Genomic DNA, 19,373 nt, shown 5'->3' on the forward strand with positions numbered 1-19,373 from the left:
GAACTGGTCTACGTGACTCGTCTTTCGTGTGCTAGGCCGATGCACTCAGTGCACCGAATGTGAGGTTGGGTCGATGATTCAGACCGAAGTGCTCGTGGTCGGCGCGGGTAATGCGGCGATGTGCGCGGCGCTCGCGGCCAGGGAGGCGGGTGCCGACGTCCTGGTTCTGGAGCGGGCTCCCGAGGCCGAACGCGGTGGCAACACCGCGTACACGGCGGGTGCCATGCGCACCGTCTACGAGAGTGTGGCCGACCTGCGGGCGTTGATGCCCGACCTCACCGACGACGAGGTCGCGAGCACCGACTTCGGGGTCTACGGCGCCGAGACCTTCTACGGCGACATGGAGCGGGTCACCGACTACCGCGCCGATCCCGACCTCGTCGACGTGCTCGTACGGAAGAGCCACGAGACGCTGGTCTGGCTGGCCGGCAAGGGTGTCCGGTTCGCGCCGGCCTACGGCCGTCAGGCGTTCAAGGTCGACGGGCGGTTCCGGTTCTGGGGCGGGCTGACGGTCGAGGCGGTCGGCGGCGGGCCCGGCCTGGTCGAGACGGAGCACACGGTCGCCGCCGAAGCCGGCGTCGAGATCCTCTACAACAGCCGCGCCGTCAGCCTGATCGCCGACGACTCGGGCGTACACGGCGTGATCGCGGTGATCGACGGCGTCACGACCGAGATCAGCGCGCGCGCCGTCGTGTTGGCGACCGGCGGGTTCCAGGCCGACACCGAGTGGCGAACGCGCTATCTCGGCCCGGGTTGGGATCTCGCCAAGGTCCGCGGCACCCGGTTCGACACGGGGGACGGCCACCGCATGGCGCTGGAGGCCGGAGCCTCCCCGGCGGGCCACTGGTCGGGTTGCCACGCCGTGGGATGGGATCGCAACGCGCCCGAGTACGGCGATCTCGCGGTCGGCGACGGATTCCAGAAGCACAGCTATCCGCTAGGGATCATGGTCAACGCCGACGGGAAGCGGTTCGTCGACGAGGGCGCGGACTTCCGCAACTACACGTACGCCAAGTACGGGCGCCGCATCCTCGAACAGCCCCATCAGTTCGCCTGGCAGGTGTTCGACCAGAAGGTGGCGCACCTCCTGCGCGAGGAGTACCGCATCCGCGAGGTCACGCGGGTGCAGGCGGCGACGCTCGAAGAGCTCGCCCGGCGTCTCGACGGCGTGGACGCCGACGGCTTCCTTGGCGAGGTCGCGGCGTTCAACGCGGCGGTGCGGACCGATATCGCCTTCGACCCGACCGTGAAGGACGGCCGCGGCACGGTCGGTCTCGCCGTGCCCAAGTCGAACTGGGCCAACCCGCTCACCGACGGACCGTTCCTGGCGTTCCAGGTGACCTGCGGCGTGACGTTCACGTTCGGTGGCCTCCGCATCACCCCGCAGGCTCAGGTGTGCGGCGCCGAGGGCCCGGTGCTGCCCGGCCTGTTCGCGTGCGGCGAGATCGTCGGCGGGCTTTTCTACCACAACTACCCGGGCGGCACCGGCCTGACGGCCGGCTCGGTGTTCGGGCGCATCGCGGGAACGCGGGCCGCCGCCTACCAGCCCAAAAAGGTATCCCCAAGGTCGAGGGTGACGTCCGCCGCAGTGCGTTGATCTTCTCCTATTAGAGTATACTTTTTATGGATGGAGGGAGGAGAGGCCATGCGTGAGCTGGGCATGATGATCGGAGGCCGGCCGACGGCGGCCGACGACGGCCGGACGTTCGCGTCGGTCGATCCGTACACGGGCCGCGAATGGGCGACCATCGCGCGCGGAAGCGCGGCCGACGTCGACGCGGCGGTACGCGACGCGGACACCGCCTTCCGGTCCGAAGCGTGGCGAGCCCTGACCGCCGGGGCACGTGGCGCCCTGCTCGTCCGGCTCGCCGACCTGGCGATCGAGCGGCTCGACGAGCTGGTCGAGATCGAGTCCCGCGACAACGGCAAGTCCCGCAAGGAACTGCGTGCGTCCCTGCGCACGATGGCCGCCTGGTACCGGTACTACGGCGGCCTGGCCGACAAAGTGCAGGGCGACGTCATCCCCGTCGACCGGCCGGCCTCGCTCAACTACACGGTGCACGAGCCGTACGGTGTCGTCGCGGCGATCCTGCCCTGGAACTCCCCGCTGCGCCTCGCCGCCTGGAAGATCGCACCCGCGCTCGCCGCCGGCAACGCGGTGGTGCTCAAACCGAGCGAGCACGCGAGCGCGTCCAATCTCATCTTCAACGCGCTGTTCGAGGAGGCCGGTCTGCCGCCCGGCATCGTCAACGTCGTCACCGGGTTCGGCCCGGACGTCGTACCGGCGCTGATCGCGCATCCCCTGGTCAAGAAGGTCTCCTTCACCGGCGGTGTCGCCGCCGGGACACTCGTGAGCGAGCTGGCGGGCCGGCACCTCAAGCCGTGCACCCTCGAACTCGGCGGCAAGTCACCGCAGATCGTGTTCGGCGACGCCGACCTCGACCGCGCCGCGGACGGCATCGCGGCCGGAGTGTTCTTCTCCGGTGGGCAGACCTGTCTGGCCGGGTCGCGGCTGCTCGTCCACGCGTCGGTGCACGACGCGCTGCTCGAACGAATCGTCGACCGGGCCAAGAAGGTACGCCTCGGTGACCCGGCCGACCCGGAGACGGACGTCGGCCCGGTCGCGACCGCCGTCCAGCATCAGGCGATCGCCGAGCACATCACGGCGGCCCGTGCGACCGACGCCGTGCTGGTCACCGGCGGCGACACCGAGGACGGGCGCTTCATCGGGCCCACGGTGTTCGACGAAGTGGCGCGGGACAGCCGGCTCTTCCAGGACGAGGTCTTCGGGCCCGTGCTGGCCGTCACCTCCTTCGACACCGAGGACGAAGCGGTCGAACTGGCCAACGACACCCCGTTCGGCCTGGCGGCCGGGATCTGGACCCGCGACATCGGCCGGGCCCATCGCGTCGCCGGCCGGGTGCAGGCAGGCACCGTCTGGATCAACACGTACCGCAACACGGTTCCCCAGTCGCCGTTCGGCGGCTACAAGGCGTCGGGCGTCGGACGCGAGAGCGGCTTCGCGGGAATCACCGAATACCTGCAGGTCAAGAGCGTCTGGGTCGATCTCGGTGGAGGCGGCTGACATGGACTACCGCATCTTCGCCCTCAGGTACGGATCGAACGGGCGACGACGGCGCTTCGAGAACGTGATCCACAACCGCCCGGCCGACCGCCCCGAGGCGTCGATGCCGATGGACTTCTTCGTCTGGGCGATCGTCTGCGGCGATCGCGTGGTCCTCGTCGACACCGGTTCCGGGCCGGAGACGATGACGGCACGCGGCCATGATCACCTGCGTTCGCCGGTAGCGGCGCTGGCCGACATCGGGCTCGGGCCCGCCGACGTCGGCGACGTCATCACCACGCACATGCACTGGGACCACGCCGGGAACGTGCTCGACTTTCCGGACGCCCGGCTGCACGTCCAGCGCACCGAACTCGCCCATGCCACCGGACCGTCGATGTGCAGCGGCTTCCTGCGCCGGCCGTACGACCTGCCGCAGGTGAGTGAGTGGCTGCAGGCGCTCTACGGCGGCCGGGTGACGTTCCACGACGGCGACGACGAGATCGCGCCCGGCATCTCGATCCACCACGTGGGAGGCCACACACCGGGCATGCAGGTCGTCCGGGTCGCCACCGAGCGCGGGCCCGTCGTCCTCGCCTCGGACGCCGTGCACTACTACGAGAACCTCGACGCCGAGAACCCGTTCCCGGTGCTCGTCGACACGATCGCGTACGTCGAGGCGCTGCGCACCGTCGCGCGGCTGGCGGACGGGCCGGACCACATCATCCCCGGCCACGATCCGCTCGTACGGACGCGCTTTCCGAGTACGGCGGAGGGCGCCGTCGCGCTGCACCTCGAACCGGTGGCGGTGCCGTCGTGAGGATGCGCGCAGCGGTGCTGCGGACGGCCGGTTCGGCCAGGCCGTTCGGCGGGAGCCGGCCGTTCGAGGTCGCCGAGGTCGACCTCGAGGGCCCCGGGCCGGGCGAAGTGCTGGTACGGATCGCGGCTGCGGGCGTCTGCCACTCGGACCTCTCCGCCGTGACCGGTGACCGGCCACGGAAGCTCCCGGCGGTCGCCGGCCACGAGGCGGCCGGGGTGGTCGAAGACGTCGGCGCCGGGGTGAGCGGGCTCACGGTCGGCGACCACGTGGTGATGGTGTTCGTCGCCAGCTGCGGCGACTGCGCCGTGTGCCTGTCCGGGCGGCCGAACCTGTGCACGTCGTCCTGGCAGGCGCGCGCCGACGGGACGCTGCCGACCGGCGCGCGGCGCCTCAACCTGGCCGGGGAGCCGCTGAACCACTGGAGCGGCGTCTCGGCCTTCGCCCAGTACGCCGTGGTCACCCCGCAGTCGCTCGTACGCGTCGACGCCGACATCCCACTGGACATCGCCGCGATCTTCGGGTGCGCCGTCGTGACCGGCGTCGGCGCGGTGCTCAACACCGCGCGGCTCCGCCCCGGCTCGTCGGCCGCGGTCGTCGGGCTCGGCGGAGTCGGCCTGAGCGCGCTCCTCGGCGTGGTCGCGGCCGGCGCGACGCGGATCGCCGCCGTCGACGTGTCGCCGCGGAAACGCGAACTCGCGAGGTCGCTCGGCGCGACCCACGTGTACGACGCGGCGCGGCCGGACTGCGCGGAGCGGATCCTCGACGATTTCGGCGCGGCCGACCACGTGCTCGAGATGGCCGGCGCCGCGCCCGCCGCCCGGCTCGCGTACGCGATCACCGGTCGCGGCGGCACGATGGTCACCGCCGGGCTGCCCGATCCGAGCCAGCGGCTCGACGTTCCGCTCGCCGACCTCGTGGCCACCGAGCGCACGCTGAAGGGCAGCTACATGGGGAGCGCGTCGCCGCGCCGCGACATCCCGCGCTACCTGGACCTGTACCGCGCGGGCCGGCTGCCGGTCGACCGGCTCCGCTCGGCGACTCTGCCCCTCGACGAGGTCAACGAGGCCTTCGACCGCCTGGCGTCCGGGACGTCGGTGCGCGACGTCGTGGACCCGTGGCAACCCACCGCGAACAGCTAAGGACGGCAACGTGGACGACGATGTGCTCTTCGAGAAGGATTCCACGACCCACATCGCCCGGGTGACGCTGAACCGCCCGGCCAAGCTCAACGCGATGACGCTCGAGATGTACGACCGCATCGTGGCCTGCCTCGACGATGTGGCCGAGGACGACGACATCAAGGTCGTCATTCTGCGCGGGGCCGGCGAGAACTTCACGTCCGGCGTGGACATGGGCGAGGTCTACAACTGGTACGACTCGCCGAACGGGGCGGGTGACGGCAGCGGCGATGGTGAGCGCAAGCGCCGGCCCAGCCAGCGCCGCCGCCTGGTCGTGGACCGGAAGACGTCGCGTGTCTACGACCGCGTCACGTACCACCCGAAGGTCACGATCACCGAGGTCCGGGGCTTCGCGCTCGGCGGCGGGTTCGAGTTCCTCATGGGGTCGGACATGTGCGTGGTCGGCGACGACGCAAAGGTCGGGATGCCCGCGACCCGCTACCTCGGTCCGGTGCTCGGCGACCTGCACCTCTTCTTCCACCGGCTGGGTCCGGTGCTCGCCAAGGACCTGCTGCTGACCGGCCGGATCGCGCCGGCCTCCGAGCTGGCGCACCTCGGGATCTTCACGCGGTTCGTCCCCGCGGACGAGGTGCACGCCACGGCCGAGGAACTCGCGGCCCAGGTCGCGCGCATGCCGGCCGACGGGATCGTCATCGCGAAGGAGGCGTATCGGCTCGTCGAGCAGAGCATGGGGATGGCCCTGTCGGAGGTGTGCAGCTACCTGCTGCACGCGTACGGGACGAACCTGCAGTTCGAGAAGGACGAGTTCAACTTCGTCCAGAAGCGGTCGGCGGGCGGCCTCGCCGAGACCTTCGACAAGGCCGACCGCCACTACGGCTGATCCGGTCTCACTGGTCCATCTGTATCGCCGTTGAGGGACGGCGGCCGACTGACTACCAGCCGTGGAGTGCGAGGGTGGCCAACCGCAGGTCGGTGGGATCGATCCGGACGCCGACCTCTTCGTATGCTTCGCGGGTGGCGCCTTCGGTGACGGGCTCGCCTTCGTCGAGGTGGCCGCTGGGCAGGTGGAGCATGCCGTCGCAGTAACCGGTGCCCTAGCGTTCCAGGAGCAGGATCTCGTCGTCGCGTTCGAGGATGACGTGGACGTCGATGATCGACCGGTACCGCTCTGGCATGCGTCCTCCTGTGGTCACTGATGCGTGGGCGACCTTAGCGTCTGGACGGACGTGACGACTTGCCCGGCGAGGAAATCGGCATCGTGCTTGGCCGAATCCAGAAGCAGCACGGGAATGCCGTCGCGTGCGAGCATGTCCGTGACATCCCGGTACGGGCGGGTCTCGGCGAGCACAGCGCGCACCATGTTGACGCTCAGCTGCTCGATCATGGCCCGGGACGTCACCTGAGCAACGCCGGCGACGGCCGCAGTAGGCCGGGATCGAGGAGGTGGGGAGCGGATGGCCGAGCCCGTCACAGCATGCCGGTTAACCGTCCACGACGGGCCTACACCTAACGCAGCTGGTCGGACAGGGCCACACCAACCCTCTGCGATCCGCAGGGCGACGATCATCATGGGCTCGGCATCGGGAACGCCAGTGCCGGCGATCGCGCGGTGGTCGCCGTGGACAAGGACACCGTCCGCGGCGTCATTCTCGGTTGCAACGAGAAGAGCATCCCACCCTGGCCCCTTAGCGGGCGGGAGGCCGTCCCCGCCTGATCAGTGACGACGACATCGCGTTCATCGTCGCGACGGACCTGATCTAGAGGTCGATGACGACCTTGCCGTGTACGTGCCGGCCGGCCTGGAGCTCGGCCGCGCTGCGGATCTGCTCGATTGGGAAGCTCGCCGCGACAGGCACCCGGAGTCGGCCCGCCGCGACCAGGCGAGCGAGCTCGTCCAGGGCGCCGACAGCGGCGTTCGCGCCGTTGGCCGTCGACACGCCCTCGACCTGCGCAGCGATGGTGCAGATGCGGCCGTCCGGGACGCCGAGTTCCCTTGCGGCGCGCACTGTCTCCGTCCCGTGCAGATCAATGGCGGCGGTGACGCCGCCGGGAGCGAGTGCTCGGACCCGGTCGGCCAGGCCGTCGCCGTAGGCGACCGGCTCGGCTCCGAGATCGCGCAGGAAAGCAGCCGATGTCGCCGATCCCGTCCCGATCACGCGCGCTCCGGCGATCCGGGCCAGCTGGACGGCGAACACCCCGACCCCGCCCGCCGCGCCGCCGATCAGCACTGTGTCGTCCGGGCCGGGGCCGACCACGGCGAGGGCGGCGGATGCCGTGCGGCCGGCGATCGCGAGGGTGGCGGCGGTGCGGTCGTCGACGCCGTCGGGGGTGTGATGGGCCTCGTTCGCCGCGGTTTCCCCGGCCGGGTCGACCACCACGAAGTCGGCGACCGCGCGGGACAGGGCGCTCCCGAAGACCCGGTCGCCCGGTGCGAAGCCGGTCACCCCGGCGCCGACCTGGTCGACCACTCCCGCGTAGTCGGTCCCGAACCCGGCCGGGAGGCTCAAGCCGAACCGGGCGGCGGTGTCCGCGTCGGCGGTCATGATCCAGTCCATCGGGTTCAGGCCGGCCGTGGTGACCCGCACCCGGACTTGGCCCGGACCAGCCTGCGGCACGGGAATCTCCCGGATGTCCAGGACTTCAGGGCCGCCGAACGAATCGAGCCGGACCGCCCTGCCCCTGCCCGTCGACGGTTGATCACTCTGTTGCTGCATGGACGCCTGTCTCCTTGGATTGGGGGGCGCGGCGAAACGGACTATGCTCCGGTTAGAAGACCTTAACACAACCGGAGCGTGATCCGTTTTGACTGAGCCGGAGAGGCGCCCGCCACGGGCGGACGCAGCCCGCAACCGCGACCAGTTGCTCGCGGTGGCGACCCGCGTGTTCGTCTCGGCTGACGGCGAGCCGTCGATGCGGGCGATCGCCCGTGAGGCCGGGGTCGGCATCGCCACGCTCTACCGGCACTTCCCGACCCGCGAGTCTCTGGTCGACGCGGTCTACCGGGACCAGGTCGTGCGGCTGACGACCGGAGCCCGTGAGCTGCTCGGCCGGCTGGCCCCGGCCGCGGCGATGCGGCGCTGGATGGACTTGTTCGGGGACTGGATCGCGACCAAGAACGGCATGCTCGACACGCTGCTCGCGATGATCGAGTCGGGTGAGATCGCCCATGCGCAGACACGGACCGAGCTACTGGCGGCCATCACCGCGATTCTCGACGCAGGCCGCGCGGCGGGCGACCTCCGTTCCGACGTCACCGCCGAAGACATCGCCGCCTCGCTCATCGGCATCTTCACCGTGGCCCCCCGGCCCGGGCGCAAAGCCAAGGCCGACCGCCTGCTGAACCTCCTGATGGACGGCCTCCGGCCCGCGCCGCCCGGCTGAGCCGCCTCGAACCGCGGGACGTCTACGTAGAGTAACGAGCTAGCGCTCTGTCTAGATAGCTTCGCAGGGTTGGTCAGGCGGCTGGGGTGAGGTGTTGGCCGCCCCAGCGGATGCCTTTCTCGCTGCGGACTCGTGCGCGTTCGCGGCGTTGTGCGCGGAGAGGTTGTCCAGGATGAGATAGATCGGTGCTCCGTCCGGGCGGGCGGCGCGGATCGACTTCAACGCGGCCAGGGTGTTCGCGGCGGACTTTTTCTCGTGGACTACGCCCCAGAGGGTGTCGTCGCCGACGGGGTAGCAGCCGTGGAACTGCCGGACCCCGTGCTGCTGAAAGTGTCGCCGAACTAGGGCAGTTCGAGGTGCTATACGGCGGTCGAGTACTTAACCAAAGCAGGGTAGGTGGCGTAACCCCGGCCGTAGTCATCGATCGACAGCCGTACGCCCATCTGGGCAATGAGGGTGAGGTTGCGTCGGACCGTACGGCAGAGCTCCAGGGGCTCCGTCTCGATGAACTCCAGGACGAGCAGTGTGGGAGACAGCCCGCTGTTGAGGAGGAGGTCCGCGATCTCCTGGGGGAAGCATGCAGGCACCGCGGAAAGACGTTGACCGACAGCTCAAGCCCCGGCAGCCCGAACTTGGCCACCTGCGCGCACGCCTCCAGGCGCACCAGCCGGTCGTACACCTCGGCCTCGAGAGGTGTGAGGCGGGCAAACACGGCCGGGTTGGTCGAGAGCGCCTCCAGCCGCATCGTGCCAGGACCAACAATCGGCATGTAGTGAACGACGGGCGCCGTTGCCTCCGTATAGGGGAAGCGCCCGTGTCCCTCATCACGGGTGCTTCCCCTCACCGAGACGGCGACGGGGTGACTGGGGGGATAACGCAGCCGCCGCCGTCCCGGAGCTTGTAGACGGGGTAAAGAGGTGTGGCCGGCGAGTGTGGCCACGAGGTGGCAAGGTCTACCGACTGCAGCGCTTGCGTCCGGTACCTCGGCACTTGGGGCAGGAGCGGCCAAGGCTGGTGATGAGACCGCTGCCCTGGCACCGGCTACAGGGACCGAAGAAGTAGATGGCCAGTCTCCACACGGCGAACACGATGCCGAGGGCGATGAAGGCCCGGACGCCCTCGCTCATAGCGCGAACCTCTGCTCGGCCCAGACGAGCTTGCCGCCCTCACGGCAATGGGTCGCCGACCAGTTGACGCACAGGTACTCGATGATGCCGAGTCCGCGGCCGTTCGTGTCGAGGGCATCGGCCTGGCGCTTGGTCGGCAGCGCTGGGTTGATGTCCCAGACCTCGGTGAAGAGGCTGGGCCGGTCTCCTCCCGCGCCATCTGGCGCAAGAGCACGCGCAGCAACGGCGGCGAAGGCGCGTGCGTTGAAGTAGCTGCCCTCGACGAGGGCGTCGCCAGCAACGACTGACCCACTACAGCCGAGAAGCCCTGACCTATGCTTGGCCGGTCCGGCTGAAGTCGATGAGCAGGTCCATCAAGGTCACGGGCCGACTGTGCCAGGTGTCCCGTAAGCGCGCATCCCCGTTTCCTGCAGGACGGGGCTTCGGCCGTCACGGGGTACCAGGGGGGAGGTTCTTCCTCCGGAGAAGATCGAAGCGATACCCATCCTGGCAGCTCGTGCTTCAGAGAAGCCTTTTTGAGCGGCGAAGCGGTGATTCTGGTCGTGCGCGGGTTCGACGTTTTCCCCGAGGGGCCGATCCGATCTGGCTCGGGCCGCGGCTGCTGACCACGCCGGACGCCGCACCTGGCCCGGCAGACCGCCGCGAAAGTCGCCTGGATCCTCGCCGAGGACATCGGCCGATACCTGCGGGGAATCCGTTGGCCCACGCCGCGAAGGCCTGACCGGCCGTCCGTGCCGGGCGCGTCACTCGTCTCGAAGGAAGGCCGCGTCACAAGCGGTCGAGGACTGACCGCGCAAACTCCTCGTCCTCGACGGTGTGCCGCTCAGCGACGAGGCGGGTCGCGTCCGCGCCGATCGGGACCCGCAGTGGAGGGTCGTCGCGGCCGACGAGATCCGCGATGGCCTCCGCCGCCTGTTCCGAGGTCAGGGCGTCGACGCGCATCCCCTGGATGAGCCGGTACGCGCGCTCGGTGAAGTCGGCGTAGTCGGCGTCTTCGACCTCGACCGGCGTCCGGTTGCTGCCGAACGACGACACGACCGCGGCCGGCTCGGCGAGGACGACGTCGATGCCGAACAGCGCCAGTTCGAGCCGCAGCGACTCGCTCAGCGCCTCGAGCGCGGTCTTGCTGGCGACGTACAGCCCGAGCAGCGGATGTCCGCGCAGCGCGGCCGAGCTGACGGTGATCACGCGGCCGCGCCGGTTGGCGCGCATCGCCGGCAGCAGCGCCTGGGCCACGCGCAGCATCCCCCAGACGTTCGTCTCGAAGACGCGCTGCGCGATGTCGATCGGCATCGCCTCGAGCGGCGCCCAGGCGGAGATCCCGGCGTTGCTGATGAGGACGTCGACCGGTCCGGCCGCCTCAGCGGCGGCGGCGACGGACCGGGCGTCGGTGACGTCGAGTTCGAGACGTGACTCGACCGGCAGGCCGGCCAGCGTGGCGACGTTCCGCGCCGTCGCGACAACGTGGTGACCGCGCTCGTGTAGTGCTGTGCACAGTGCCCGCCCGATGCCCGACGAGCAACCCGTGACGAGGACGCGGGCCGGATCGCCCTCGCTCCACCCCATCGACATATCGACCCTCCCGTTGACAGCCATGAAGACGATATCAGTATCCTAAATACTCGACGAGAGGAGTCTGAATGGACATCGAGGGCGCATCCGCGATCGTGACCGGCGGCGCCGGTGGGCTCGGCGCCGCGACGGCGCGCCGGCTCGTGAGCCTTGGCGTCAGTGTGGTGATCGCCGACCTCGCGGAGGACGCCGGAGGACGGCTCGCCGACGAGCTCGGCCCGGCCGCGCGTTTCGTGCGTACCGATGTCACCGACGAGTCGTCCATGCGGGCCGCCGTCGACGCGGCGAGCGAGAGCGGTCCGTTGCGGATCGCCGTCGCCGCGCACGGCGGGCCGGTGGCGGGTAGCCGCATCCTCGACCGCTCGAACCAGCCCTACGACCTGGACGTCTTCCGCCGTACGCTGGACATCTACCTGGTGGGCACGTTCAACGCCCTGCGCCTGTCCGCCGCGCGGATGGTCGAAGCACCGGCCCTCGACTCCGGCCAGCGGGGCGTCGTGATCAACACGGCGAGCATCGCCGCGTTCGAGGGGCAGATCGGCCAGTCCGACTATGCCGCGGCAAAGGGCGGCGTCGTGGGCCTCGGCCTGGTCGCGGCCCGTGATCTCGCGCCGCTCGGAATCAGGGTGATGACGATCGCGCCCGGCACGTTCTTCACGCCCGCGTTCCAGATGAGCGAGGAGGACGCGCAGGAACGATGGGGCGGCGCGATCCCCAATCCGCGGCGAATGGGACGCCCGGACGAGTACGCCCGGCTCGTGCAGGCCATCGCCGAGAACGACTACCTCAACGGCGAGGTCATCCGCATCGACGGCGCCCACCGCTTCGGCCCCCGCTGAAAAGGCCGCTCGGCCCCGGGCCCATCGAGCGACCGGCGGTGGGCCGGGGTCGGCGAGTGTCAGTGGCCGGTCCAGATCGGTGCTCGTTTCTCGGCGAAGGCGAGTGAGCCTTCACGGGCGTCGTCCGAGCGCAGGATCCGATCGATGAGGGGTTCCTGCTCGGCGAAGCCCTCGTCGACCGTACGGTCGCCCGCTCCGTCGAGGATCTGCTTGGTGACCTGCACGGCGAGCGGTCCGTTCGGGGTGATCTGGCGCGCGAGGTCCAGTGCGCCTTCCAGGGCCGCGCCGCTCGGCGTGAGCTCGTTCACCAGGCCGTACCGAAGGGCGTCCGTGGCGCTCATCGGCTCGCCGGTCAGTGCCAACTGCATGGCGATCGCCCGCGGGATGCGGCGGGGCAGGCGGAGCAGGCCGCCGGCCGCGGCGACCAGGCCGCGTTTGACCTCCGGGACGCCGAATCGCGCGTCCTCGGCCGCGACGATCAGGTCGCAGGTCAGCGCGATCTCGAAGCCGCCGGCCAGCGCCCAGCCCTCGACCGCGGCGATCATCGGCTTGCGAGGTGGCCGCCGGCAGATCCCGGCCAGGCCGCGCCCCGGCAGTGTCACGTCCTCGCCGGCGAGGAACGCCTTGAGATCCATTCCCGCGCAGAAGTTGCCGCCGGTTCCCGTGATGATCCCGAGTGACAGGTCGTCCCGTTCGTCGAGTTCGTCCACGGCGGCCGCGATCACCTCGGTCACCTCCCGGTTGATCGCGTTGCGCGCCTGCGGCCGGTTGATCGAGATCACGAGCACTCGATCGAGGTGTTCCACGATCACGCTGTCCGCCACGTGTCCGCTCCCGGGTTCGAGAAGAGGGTGATTTTGGAAATATAGTATACTCTTATGGCAGTTGTAGTCGCGAGCAGCCTGGAGCCGCCGTGCCGTCCGCAGTGATCGTTGATGTCGTCCGTACCGGGTCGGGCAGGGGCAAGCCGGGCGGTGGGCTGTCACGGGTGCATCCCGCGACCCTGCTCGCGACCGCGTTGCTCGCGCTGATGGATCGCACGGACACCGACCCCGCCCTTGTCGACGACGTCATCGCCGGCTGCGTCACGCAGAGCGGCGAGCAGACGCACAACATCGGCCGTACGGCACTGCTCGCCGCCGGGCTGCCCGAGTCGATCCCGGCGACGACCATCGACCGTCAGTGCGGTTCGAGCCAGCAGGCGATGCACTTCGCGGCCCAGGGCGTCATCGCCGGCGCGTACGACGTGGTGATCGCGTGCGGCGTCGAATCGATGAGCCGCGTCCCGATGTTCTCGTCCGCCCAGGGGATGGACGCGAACGTGGGGCCGATCCGGCTCCGGTACCCGCACGGGCTCGTCCAGCAGGGCATCTCGGCCGAGCTGATCGCCGCCGAGTACAAGCTGAGCCGCGACGCGCTCGACGAGTTCGCCGCGCGTTCGCACCGGCTCGCCGCCGCCGCGACGATCGGTGGCGCGTTCGCCGACGAGATCATCCCGGTACGGCTCGACGACGAGCGCGACGTCGTCTTCGATCGGGACGATAGCGATGTCGTCTTCGATCGGGACGAGACGATCCGGCCGAGCACGACGGTGGCCGGGCTGGCGGATCTGCCGCCGGCGTTCCGCGACGCCGCTCTCTCGCGCCGGTTCCCGCAGATCGGCTGGAGCGTCACGGCCGGAAACTCCTCGCCACTCACCGACGGTGCCTCGGCCGCGCTGATCATGAGCGAGGAGTCGGCCGTACGACTGGGGCTGCGGCCACGCGCGAGGTTCCACGCGTTCGCGGTCGTGGGCAGCGATCCCCTCCTCATGCTCACCGGGCCGATCGCCGCGACCGAGCGGGTGTTGCGGCGCGGCGGCCTCACGATCGACGACATCGACGCCTTCGAGGTCAACGAGGCCTTCGCGTCGGTTCCGCTGGCGTGGCAGGCCCGATTCTCCGTCGATCCGGACCGGCTCAACCCGCGCGGCGGGGCGATCGCCCTCGGCCACCCGCTCGGCGCCTCGGGCACCCGCATCCTGGCGACGATGATCAACTACCTCGAGTCGACCGGCGGGCGGTACGGCCTGCAGACGATGTGCGAGGGCGGCGGGATGGCGAACGCGACGATCATCGAGCGGCTCTGACCACCTCTTTTCTCCAACTCCGCGAAGGCAGGTAGTCCGATGAAGCTGACCGAAGGCGTCGCCGTCGTCACCGGGGGAGCCTCCGGTCTCGGCGAGGCGACGACACGCCGTCTCGCCGGCGACGGAGTACGGGTCGTCATCGTCGACCTGCCCGGATCACGCGGCGAGAAGCTCGCCGCCGAACTCGGTGAGCCGGTGGAGTTCGCGCCCGCCGACGTGACGAGCGAGGAGGACGTCGTCTCCGCACTGGACGTCGCGGAGTCTCGGGGCCCGATCCGGCTCGTGGTGAACTGCGCCGGAATCGGCACGCCGGGCCGCATCATCGGCAAACGGGGACTGCTGCCGCTCGAGCAGTTCCGGCGCGTCGTCGACGTGAACCTGGTCGGCACGTTCAACGTGGTCCGGCTCGCGGCCGACCGCATGATGCGCAACGAGCCGATCGACGGCGAGCGGGGCGTCCTGCTCATGACCGCGTCGGTCGCGGCCTTCGAAGGGCAGATCGGCCAGATCGCCTACTCGGCGAGCAAGGGCGGCGTCCACGCGATGACGATCGTCGCGGCCCGCGACCTCGCCGACAAGCAGATCCGCGTGAACACGATCGCGCCCGGCATCTTCCTCACGCCGATGCTGATGACGCTGCCCGAGGACGCACGCGCCTCACTCGGCGCGCAGATCCCCCACCCGGCCCGGCTCGGCGACCCGAGCGAGTACGCCGACCTGGTCTGCGCGATCGCCGCCAACCCGATGCTGAACGGCGAAACGATCCGCCTCGACGGCGCGATCCGGATGGGCCCGCGCTGACGGTCGCCGTCGACATGATGCCGCGGCTCGCCGGGTGCCGTGCCCCGGGGCGGTTCACCGGTCGGTCCGCCGGTAGAAGGCCGGGAGCCCGCCCTCCAGTGGGATGATCTTGATTCGGGTCAGCCTGCTGGACGTGATCCGCCACGCGCCGTCCTCCTGCGCGTAACGGTCCACGTAGTGGCCGAAGCCCCGGAAGCCGACCGGCGGCGTGGTGCCGAGCGTCTCGTAGTAGTCCGACATCGCCCAGGTCCCGGTCGCGTCGCCGGCGCCGACGACCTCGATCTCCGGCAGGAAGCCCTGGTGGGCCATGCGCGCGTTCTGCGACATCGCCGCGATGTACTCCACGATCGCCGGGCGGCCGACCACCTGCTGAGGACCGCCCCCGACCACGGCGTCCCGGGCGAAGACCTCGCCGAACTCCGTCCAGTTCTGCTGATCCATGTGGCGGAAGTACCGGGCCTTGAGTTGCTTGATCGCCTCGATGTCGGCGAGTCGAGCGCAGTCCGGACAGCGGTCCGGCGCGACCGGCGGTTCCGGTGAGTCCACGATTCCACGCTCCCACTGACGGTGCCTGAGTGCTAAAAAGGATACTAAATCCCTGGGAAGTGGCCCATGAAACTCGGCATCTACCTCGACATGCGGAACCCGCCGCCGTGGTCGCGCACCTGGCGCGACCTCTACCGCTCGACACTCGACCTCGTCGCCGCCGCCGAACGGCGCGGCGCGCAGGCCGTCTGGCTGACCGAGCACCACGGGTTCGAGGACGGCTACCTGTCCCAGCCCCTCGTCCTCGGGGCCGCCCTCGCGGAGCGTACGACCTCGCTCCGGATCGGGACGGCGGTGGTCCTCGCGCCGTTGCGCCATCCGCGGCACCTGGCGGAGGAGGCGGCGCTCGTCGACGTGCTCTCCGGCGGCCGGCTCGAACTCGGGCTGGGCGCCGGGTACGTACGGTCGGAGTTCGAGACCTTCGGCGCGGATGAGGCGCAGCGTTACCGGACGACCGCCGCCACGGTCTGGCACCTTCGGTCCTGGTTCGAACGCGGCGAGATCAAGCCCGCTCCGGTCCAGGACCCGCTGCCGGTCTGGCTGGGCTATCAGGGGCCGCGCGGCGCCCGTACGGCCGGGTCGCTCGACGTCGGCCTGCTGAGCCTCGACCCCGGCCTCTACCGGCACTATCTCGCCGGCCGCGCCGATGCCGGGATCGATGGCCCGGGCCGGGTGGGCGGCGTCGTCGATCTGCTGCTGGTCCGCGACCCGGAGCGGGCGCTGGAGCAGCTCCTGCCGCATCTCGCGTACCACCTCAACAGCTACCGCCAGGCGATCGCCGACGGCCGCGGCCGCACGCCCCGCGTGCTGAAGGTCGACGAACTGCGCGAGGAGTTCCGCGCCACCGGCGCGGTTCGCGGCTACCGGATTCTCGACGCCACCCGGGCCGCCGCCGAACTCACCGCGCGAATCGACGGCCTGCCCGTCGAACATCTGCTGTTCTGGTGCCGCATCGGAGGGATGCCGGACTCGATGGTCGAGGAGCATCTCGACCTGCTCTTCGGCGATGTCCGGACGGCGCTCATCGCGGACCGGTGACCGAGCGAAGCCAGGAGATCGAAGGCACGGCCACACCAAGAGGGTCCATGACCGAGGAATCAGCGTGCACAGCCCGCCCGGTCACAGGAGGGCTCATGACCTGTTCCGGCCGTCGCGGAGCGCCCCGCCGTTCAGGAGTTCGTCGACGCCCGGGACGCCCCAGTCCTCGAAGACCTCCCGGCTGTGAGCGCCCGCCGCCGGTGCGGCGGGACCGATGCGGCCGGGCGTACGGGAGAAGCGGGGGGCGGGTGCGGGCTGGAGTACGCCGTCGCGGGTCACGAGCGTGCCGCGGGCGGCGAGTTGCGGGTGGTCGGCCGCCTCCGCGAAGGACAGGATCGGCGCGACGCACGCGTCCGTTCCCGCGAAGACCTTCGTCCACTCCTCCCGCGTTCGCCGGCGGAAGGCGGCGGCCAGCGCCGCGCGCAACTCCGGCCAGCGTGACCGGTCGTCCTGCGGCGGCGGGTCGTCGAGTGCGAGCAGCCGGACCAGCTCGGCGAAGAACCGTGGCTCGATCGCGCCGACCGCCATCCATTCGCCGTCCGCGGTCTCGTACACGTCGTAGTACGGCGCGCCCGTGTCGAGCGGATTGACGCCCCGTTCGTCGCGCCACATCCCGGCCGCGCGTACGCCGTGCACGAATGCCGTCAGGGACGCCGTGCCGTCGACGATCGACGCGTCGATCACCTGGCCCTGTCCCGACCTCTCGCGCTCCCAGAGGGTGGCCAGCACGCCGACGAGCAGGAACATGCTGCCGCCGCCGAAGTCGCCCAGCAGGTTGAGGGGCGGCTGCGGCGGCCCGCCCTCCCGGCCGATCGCGTGCAGTGCCCCGGTGACGGCGATGTAGTCGATGTCGTGGCCGGCCATCCGGCTCCACGGGCCGGCCTGCCCCCAGCCGGTCATGCGCCCGTAGACGAGGGCCGGGTTGCGGGACAGGCAGATCTCCGGCCCGATGCCGAGACGTTCGGCCACGCCGGGGCGGTACGGCTCGAGCAGCACGTCGGCCCGGTCGATCAGCGCGAGCAGCGCGTCCGCCCCGGCCTCGTTCTTGAGGTCCACCACCACGGACCGCCGCCCGCGCCCCAGCACCGGCCAGGGCGGATCGGCGGGCAGCCCCGGCCGGTCGACGCGTACGACGTCGGCGCCGAGGTCGGCCAGGAGCATCGCGCAGTACGGGGCCGGCCCGAGACCGGCGAGCTCCACGACCCGTATTCCCGCCAGTGGACCGAAATCCGGCACAGGGCCTCCAGATGAAGCGCCGAGGGAGCTATCCTGATTGAGGATACTTTATTGAAAGGCGATGCATGCCGACCGAGATCCCCCTGGTGGCCTACCTCGCACTCGGCGAGCGCCCCCACCTCGTCGCCCATCAGTGCCGCGACTGCGCCGCGCGGTTCTTCGACCGGCGCAACGCCTGCGCCTCCTGCGGCGCGCAGGCCGGATTCGACGACGTCGAGCTACCGACCGAGGGCGTGCTGCGCACCTTCACGATCGTCTCGGTCGCCGCACCCGGCGTCCGCGTGCCGTACGTCGCCGGGGTCGTCGACCTCGGCGGCACCAGCGTGCGCGCGAACCTCGTCAACGTGACGCCCGAACCCGATCGGCTGCGCTCCGGCATGGCGGTCCGGCTGGCCACGTTCAGCCTGGGCGAAGACCGCGACGGCGTGACCGCGATCGGCTTCGGCTTCGAGCCTGCCGACGGAGGAGAAGAGAACTCGTGAACGTATGGATTCTCGGCATCCACATGACCAAGTTCGGCAAGCACCCGGACAAGGATCTCGTGGACCTCGCCGCCGAGGCCGCACTCGGCGCGCTCGGCGACGGCGGCGTGTCCATCAAGGACGTCCAGGTCATCGCGGCGGGCAACGTCACCGGCGGGCCGGCCGGCATCGGGCAGCGTTTGCAGAAGCAGATCGGGCAGACCGGCGTGCCGGTCTACAACGTCACCAACGCCTGCGCGACGGGCGCGACCGCGCTGCGCACCGCCATCATGGCGATCAAGGCCGGAGAGGCGGACCTCGCCCTGGCGTTCGGCGTCGAGAAGCTCTCGGGCGTGGGCCTGCTCGGCGTCACCGGAACCGCACGGGCCGACGGCGAGCCGTGGACCCCGGCCGGCCGGTACGGGAACGTCGCGCCGATGGACGGCTGGGTCGGCACCGAGACGATGCCGGGGGTCTTCGCGCAGATCGGGATGCAGTACCTGCATGAGCACGCGTACGAGGGGGTGCCGCTGGAGCTGTTCGCCCGGATCAGCGAGAAGAACCACGCCCACTCCACGCTGAATCCGCTCGCCGCCTACACCAGGCGGCTGAGCCTGGAGCAGATCATGAACGACGTGATGGTGGCCTACCCCAACACGCGCCCGATGTGCTCGGCCAACTGCGACGGTGCGTCCGCCGCGGTGCTCGTCTCGGAGACGGCGCTGAAGAAGCTGTCACCCGAGCAGCGTCGGCGGGCCGTGAAGGTGTCGGCGTCGGTGCTGACGAGCGACCCCTGGCAGGAGGCATGCCAGGTGCTGCCGGACGTCAGCACGCTGACCCGCCAGGCCGCGGCGACCGCGTACGAGGCCGCGGGTGTCGATCCGGGCGACCTCGACCTCGTCGAGCTGCATGACTGTTTCGCCACGGCCGAGCTGATCCACTACGACAACCTCATGCTGTGCGAGCCGGGCGGCGCCGTGGACCTCTTCGAGAGCGGGGCCACCTGGCGGGACGGCCGGCTGCCGGTCAACGTGTCGGGCGGGCTCCAGTCGAAGGGCCATCCGATCGGCGCGACGGGTGTGGCGAACGTCTGGGAGGTGTGCCAGCACCTGCGCGACGAGGGCGGTGACCGGCAGATCGACGGCGCGCGTGTCGGCCTGGCCCACGTCATCGGGCTCGGGTCGGCGTGTGGTGTCCACATTCTCGAACGCGCCGCCTGAG

The 19,373-nt window shown here is 70.4% G+C and carries 21 protein-coding genes and 1 pseudogene; 13 read left to right on the forward strand and 9 right to left on the reverse strand.

Translation table 11 applies throughout. The features are described 5' to 3' along the window. Positions 1 to 73: 73 nt before the first annotated feature. The 5 genes from tcuA to ACQP2O_RS25210 are packed head-to-tail and all read left to right on the forward strand — an operon-like array spanning position 74 to position 5,903. The gene (gene tcuA / locus ACQP2O_RS25190) at positions 74 to 1,597 is read left to right on the forward strand and encodes an FAD-dependent tricarballylate dehydrogenase TcuA (RefSeq protein WP_433189878.1); all 1,524 of its coding nucleotides are present in this window, start codon (positions 74 to 76) and stop codon (positions 1,595 to 1,597) included. A gap of 48 nt (positions 1,598 to 1,645) precedes the next feature. Next, positions 1,646 to 3,085 (forward strand): aldehyde dehydrogenase, encoded by a 1,440-nt coding sequence (locus ACQP2O_RS25195; RefSeq protein ID WP_433189881.1) that lies wholly within the window; start codon positions 1,646 to 1,648, stop codon positions 3,083 to 3,085. A 1-nt stretch (position 3,086) separates the two neighbouring features. Then, positions 3,087 to 3,884 (forward strand): N-acyl homoserine lactonase family protein, encoded by a 798-nt coding sequence (locus ACQP2O_RS25200; RefSeq protein WP_433189884.1) that lies wholly within the window; start codon positions 3,087 to 3,089, stop codon positions 3,882 to 3,884. Positions 3,885 to 3,886: 2 nt separating this feature from the next. Beyond that, a complete protein-coding gene (locus tag ACQP2O_RS25205) occupies positions 3,887 to 5,023 on the forward strand; it encodes an alcohol dehydrogenase catalytic domain-containing protein (RefSeq protein WP_433191159.1) in 1,137 nt (378 codons plus the stop codon). A gap of 10 nt (positions 5,024 to 5,033) precedes the next feature. Beyond that, positions 5,034 to 5,903, forward strand: coding sequence for an enoyl-CoA hydratase/isomerase family protein (locus ACQP2O_RS25210; protein WP_433189887.1), 870 nt, complete (start codon positions 5,034 to 5,036; stop codon positions 5,901 to 5,903). A 52-nt stretch (positions 5,904 to 5,955) separates the two neighbouring features. Here the strand turns inward: ACQP2O_RS25210 and ACQP2O_RS25215 are convergent, their stop codons facing one another. The 3 genes from ACQP2O_RS25215 to ACQP2O_RS25225 all read right to left on the reverse strand — a co-directional run bounded on the left by ACQP2O_RS25215 (position 5,956) and on the right by ACQP2O_RS25225 (position 7,737). Continuing rightward, the gene (locus ACQP2O_RS25215; RefSeq protein ID WP_433189890.1) at positions 5,956 to 6,096 is read right to left on the reverse strand and encodes an NUDIX domain-containing protein; all 141 of its coding nucleotides are present in this window, start codon (positions 6,094 to 6,096) and stop codon (positions 5,956 to 5,958) included. Positions 6,097 to 6,212: 116 nt separating this feature from the next. After that, the gene (locus ACQP2O_RS25220) at positions 6,213 to 6,407 is read right to left on the reverse strand and encodes a hypothetical protein (RefSeq protein WP_433189893.1); all 195 of its coding nucleotides are present in this window, start codon (positions 6,405 to 6,407) and stop codon (positions 6,213 to 6,215) included. Positions 6,408 to 6,780: 373 nt separating this feature from the next. Beyond that, positions 6,781 to 7,737 carry an NADP-dependent oxidoreductase gene (locus ACQP2O_RS25225; RefSeq protein WP_433189896.1) on the reverse strand — a complete coding sequence of 319 codons (957 nt, stop codon included), beginning with the start codon at positions 7,735 to 7,737 and terminating at the stop codon, positions 6,781 to 6,783. An 88-nt stretch (positions 7,738 to 7,825) separates the two neighbouring features. On the opposite strand from ACQP2O_RS25225, the gene ACQP2O_RS25230 reads away from it, so the two are divergent. After that, on the forward strand, positions 7,826 to 8,404 hold the full coding sequence (locus ACQP2O_RS25230) for a TetR/AcrR family transcriptional regulator (RefSeq protein WP_433189899.1): 579 nt from the start codon (positions 7,826 to 7,828) through the stop codon (positions 8,402 to 8,404). A gap of 117 nt (positions 8,405 to 8,521) precedes the next feature. Here the strand turns inward: ACQP2O_RS25230 and ACQP2O_RS25235 are convergent. Both ACQP2O_RS25235 and ACQP2O_RS25240 read right to left on the reverse strand, forming a co-directional pair. Next, positions 8,522 to 8,725, reverse strand: a pseudogene (locus ACQP2O_RS25235) (IS630 family transposase); the annotation flags it as partial. 38 nt (positions 8,726 to 8,763) lie between these two features. Beyond that, entirely contained in the window at positions 8,764 to 8,991 is a 228-nt protein-coding gene (locus ACQP2O_RS25240; protein WP_433189901.1) for an EAL domain-containing protein, read from the reverse strand. A 587-nt stretch (positions 8,992 to 9,578) separates the two neighbouring features. Here ACQP2O_RS25240 and ACQP2O_RS25245 point away from each other — a divergent pair. After that, positions 9,579 to 9,818 carry a DUF397 domain-containing protein gene (locus ACQP2O_RS25245; protein ID WP_433189904.1) on the forward strand — a complete coding sequence of 80 codons (240 nt, stop codon included), beginning with the start codon at positions 9,579 to 9,581 and terminating at the stop codon, positions 9,816 to 9,818. A gap of 481 nt (positions 9,819 to 10,299) precedes the next feature. Here ACQP2O_RS25245 and ACQP2O_RS25250 read toward each other — a convergent pair whose 3' ends face one another. Beyond that, entirely contained in the window at positions 10,300 to 11,103 is an 804-nt protein-coding gene (locus tag ACQP2O_RS25250) for an SDR family oxidoreductase (protein ID WP_433189907.1), read from the reverse strand. A gap of 68 nt (positions 11,104 to 11,171) precedes the next feature. Here ACQP2O_RS25250 and ACQP2O_RS25255 point away from each other — a divergent pair, with 68 nt between their 5' ends. After that, positions 11,172 to 11,942, forward strand: coding sequence for an SDR family NAD(P)-dependent oxidoreductase (locus ACQP2O_RS25255; protein WP_433189910.1), 771 nt, complete (start codon positions 11,172 to 11,174; stop codon positions 11,940 to 11,942). 59 nt (positions 11,943 to 12,001) lie between these two features. Here the strand turns inward: ACQP2O_RS25255 and ACQP2O_RS25260 are convergent, their stop codons facing one another. Next, positions 12,002 to 12,766, reverse strand: coding sequence for a crotonase/enoyl-CoA hydratase family protein (locus tag ACQP2O_RS25260; protein ID WP_433189913.1), 765 nt, complete (start codon positions 12,764 to 12,766; stop codon positions 12,002 to 12,004). 89 nt (positions 12,767 to 12,855) lie between these two features. Here ACQP2O_RS25260 and ACQP2O_RS25265 point away from each other — a divergent pair, with 89 nt between their 5' ends. Both ACQP2O_RS25265 and ACQP2O_RS25270 read left to right on the forward strand, forming a co-directional pair. Further along, entirely contained in the window at positions 12,856 to 14,070 is a 1,215-nt protein-coding gene (locus ACQP2O_RS25265; protein ID WP_433189916.1) for a thiolase family protein, read from the forward strand. 39 nt (positions 14,071 to 14,109) lie between these two features. Then, on the forward strand, positions 14,110 to 14,871 hold the full coding sequence (locus tag ACQP2O_RS25270; RefSeq protein WP_433189919.1) for an SDR family NAD(P)-dependent oxidoreductase: 762 nt from the start codon (positions 14,110 to 14,112) through the stop codon (positions 14,869 to 14,871). A 54-nt stretch (positions 14,872 to 14,925) separates the two neighbouring features. Here the strand turns inward: ACQP2O_RS25270 and ACQP2O_RS25275 are convergent, their stop codons facing one another. Next, entirely contained in the window at positions 14,926 to 15,417 is a 492-nt protein-coding gene (locus tag ACQP2O_RS25275) for a nuclear transport factor 2 family protein (RefSeq protein ID WP_433189922.1), read from the reverse strand. A 66-nt stretch (positions 15,418 to 15,483) separates the two neighbouring features. Here ACQP2O_RS25275 and ACQP2O_RS25280 point away from each other — a divergent pair, with 66 nt between their 5' ends. Beyond that, entirely contained in the window at positions 15,484 to 16,455 is a 972-nt protein-coding gene (locus ACQP2O_RS25280; RefSeq protein WP_433189925.1) for an LLM class flavin-dependent oxidoreductase, read from the forward strand. A gap of 93 nt (positions 16,456 to 16,548) precedes the next feature. Here the strand turns inward: ACQP2O_RS25280 and ACQP2O_RS25285 are convergent, their stop codons facing one another. After that, on the reverse strand, positions 16,549 to 17,691 hold the full coding sequence (locus ACQP2O_RS25285; RefSeq protein ID WP_433189928.1) for a CaiB/BaiF CoA transferase family protein: 1,143 nt from the start codon (positions 17,689 to 17,691) through the stop codon (positions 16,549 to 16,551). Between the two features lie 65 nt (positions 17,692 to 17,756). On the opposite strand from ACQP2O_RS25285, the gene ACQP2O_RS25290 reads away from it, so the two are divergent. Then, on the forward strand, positions 17,757 to 18,173 hold the full coding sequence (locus ACQP2O_RS25290; RefSeq protein WP_433189931.1) for a Zn-ribbon domain-containing OB-fold protein: 417 nt from the start codon (positions 17,757 to 17,759) through the stop codon (positions 18,171 to 18,173). Continuing rightward, complete coding sequence (locus tag ACQP2O_RS25295) at positions 18,170 to 19,372, forward strand: thiolase family protein (protein ID WP_433189934.1); 1,203 nt, start codon at positions 18,170 to 18,172, stop codon at positions 19,370 to 19,372. Before ACQP2O_RS25290 ends, ACQP2O_RS25295 begins: the two co-directional genes overlap by 4 nt. Position 19,373: the final 1 nt, after the last annotated feature.

The sequence above is a fragment of the Actinoallomurus sp. CA-150999 genome, from assembly GCF_050942425.1.
Lineage (GTDB): Bacteria > Actinomycetota > Actinomycetes > Streptosporangiales > Streptosporangiaceae > Actinoallomurus.

What these genes read in the sequence shown, in the direction of transcription:
- ACQP2O_RS25280 (WP_433189925.1), top strand. Translation starts at nt 15,484, where the DNA reads ATGAAACTCGGCATCTACCTCGACATGCGGAACCCGCCGCCGTGGTCG.
- ACQP2O_RS25200 (WP_433189884.1), top strand. Translation starts at nt 3,087, where the DNA reads ATGGACTACCGCATCTTCGCCCTCAGGTACGGATCGAACGGGCGACGA.
- ACQP2O_RS25290 (WP_433189931.1), top strand. Translation starts at nt 17,757, where the DNA reads ATGCCGACCGAGATCCCCCTGGTGGCCTACCTCGCACTCGGCGAGCGC.
- ACQP2O_RS25225 (WP_433189896.1), bottom strand. Translation starts at nt 7,737, where the DNA reads ATGCAGCAACAGAGTGATCAACCGTCGACGGGCAGGGGCAGGGCGGTC.
- ACQP2O_RS25220 (WP_433189893.1), bottom strand. Translation starts at nt 6,407, where the DNA reads ATGATCGAGCAGCTGAGCGTCAACATGGTGCGCGCTGTGCTCGCCGAG.
- ACQP2O_RS25270 (WP_433189919.1), top strand. Translation starts at nt 14,110, where the DNA reads ATGAAGCTGACCGAAGGCGTCGCCGTCGTCACCGGGGGAGCCTCCGGT.
- ACQP2O_RS25205 (WP_433191159.1), top strand. Translation starts at nt 3,887, where the DNA reads ATGCGCGCAGCGGTGCTGCGGACGGCCGGTTCGGCCAGGCCGTTCGGC.
- ACQP2O_RS25215 (WP_433189890.1), bottom strand. Translation starts at nt 6,096, where the DNA reads ATGCTCCACCTGCCCAGCGGCCACCTCGACGAAGGCGAGCCCGTCACC.
- ACQP2O_RS25255 (WP_433189910.1), top strand. Translation starts at nt 11,172, where the DNA reads ATGGACATCGAGGGCGCATCCGCGATCGTGACCGGCGGCGCCGGTGGG.
- ACQP2O_RS25245 (WP_433189904.1), top strand. Translation starts at nt 9,579, where the DNA reads ATGGGTCGCCGACCAGTTGACGCACAGGTACTCGATGATGCCGAGTCC.
- ACQP2O_RS25195 (WP_433189881.1), top strand. Translation starts at nt 1,646, where the DNA reads ATGCGTGAGCTGGGCATGATGATCGGAGGCCGGCCGACGGCGGCCGAC.
- ACQP2O_RS25250 (WP_433189907.1), bottom strand. Translation starts at nt 11,103, where the DNA reads ATGTCGATGGGGTGGAGCGAGGGCGATCCGGCCCGCGTCCTCGTCACG.
- tcuA (WP_433189878.1), top strand. Translation starts at nt 74, where the DNA reads ATGATTCAGACCGAAGTGCTCGTGGTCGGCGCGGGTAATGCGGCGATG.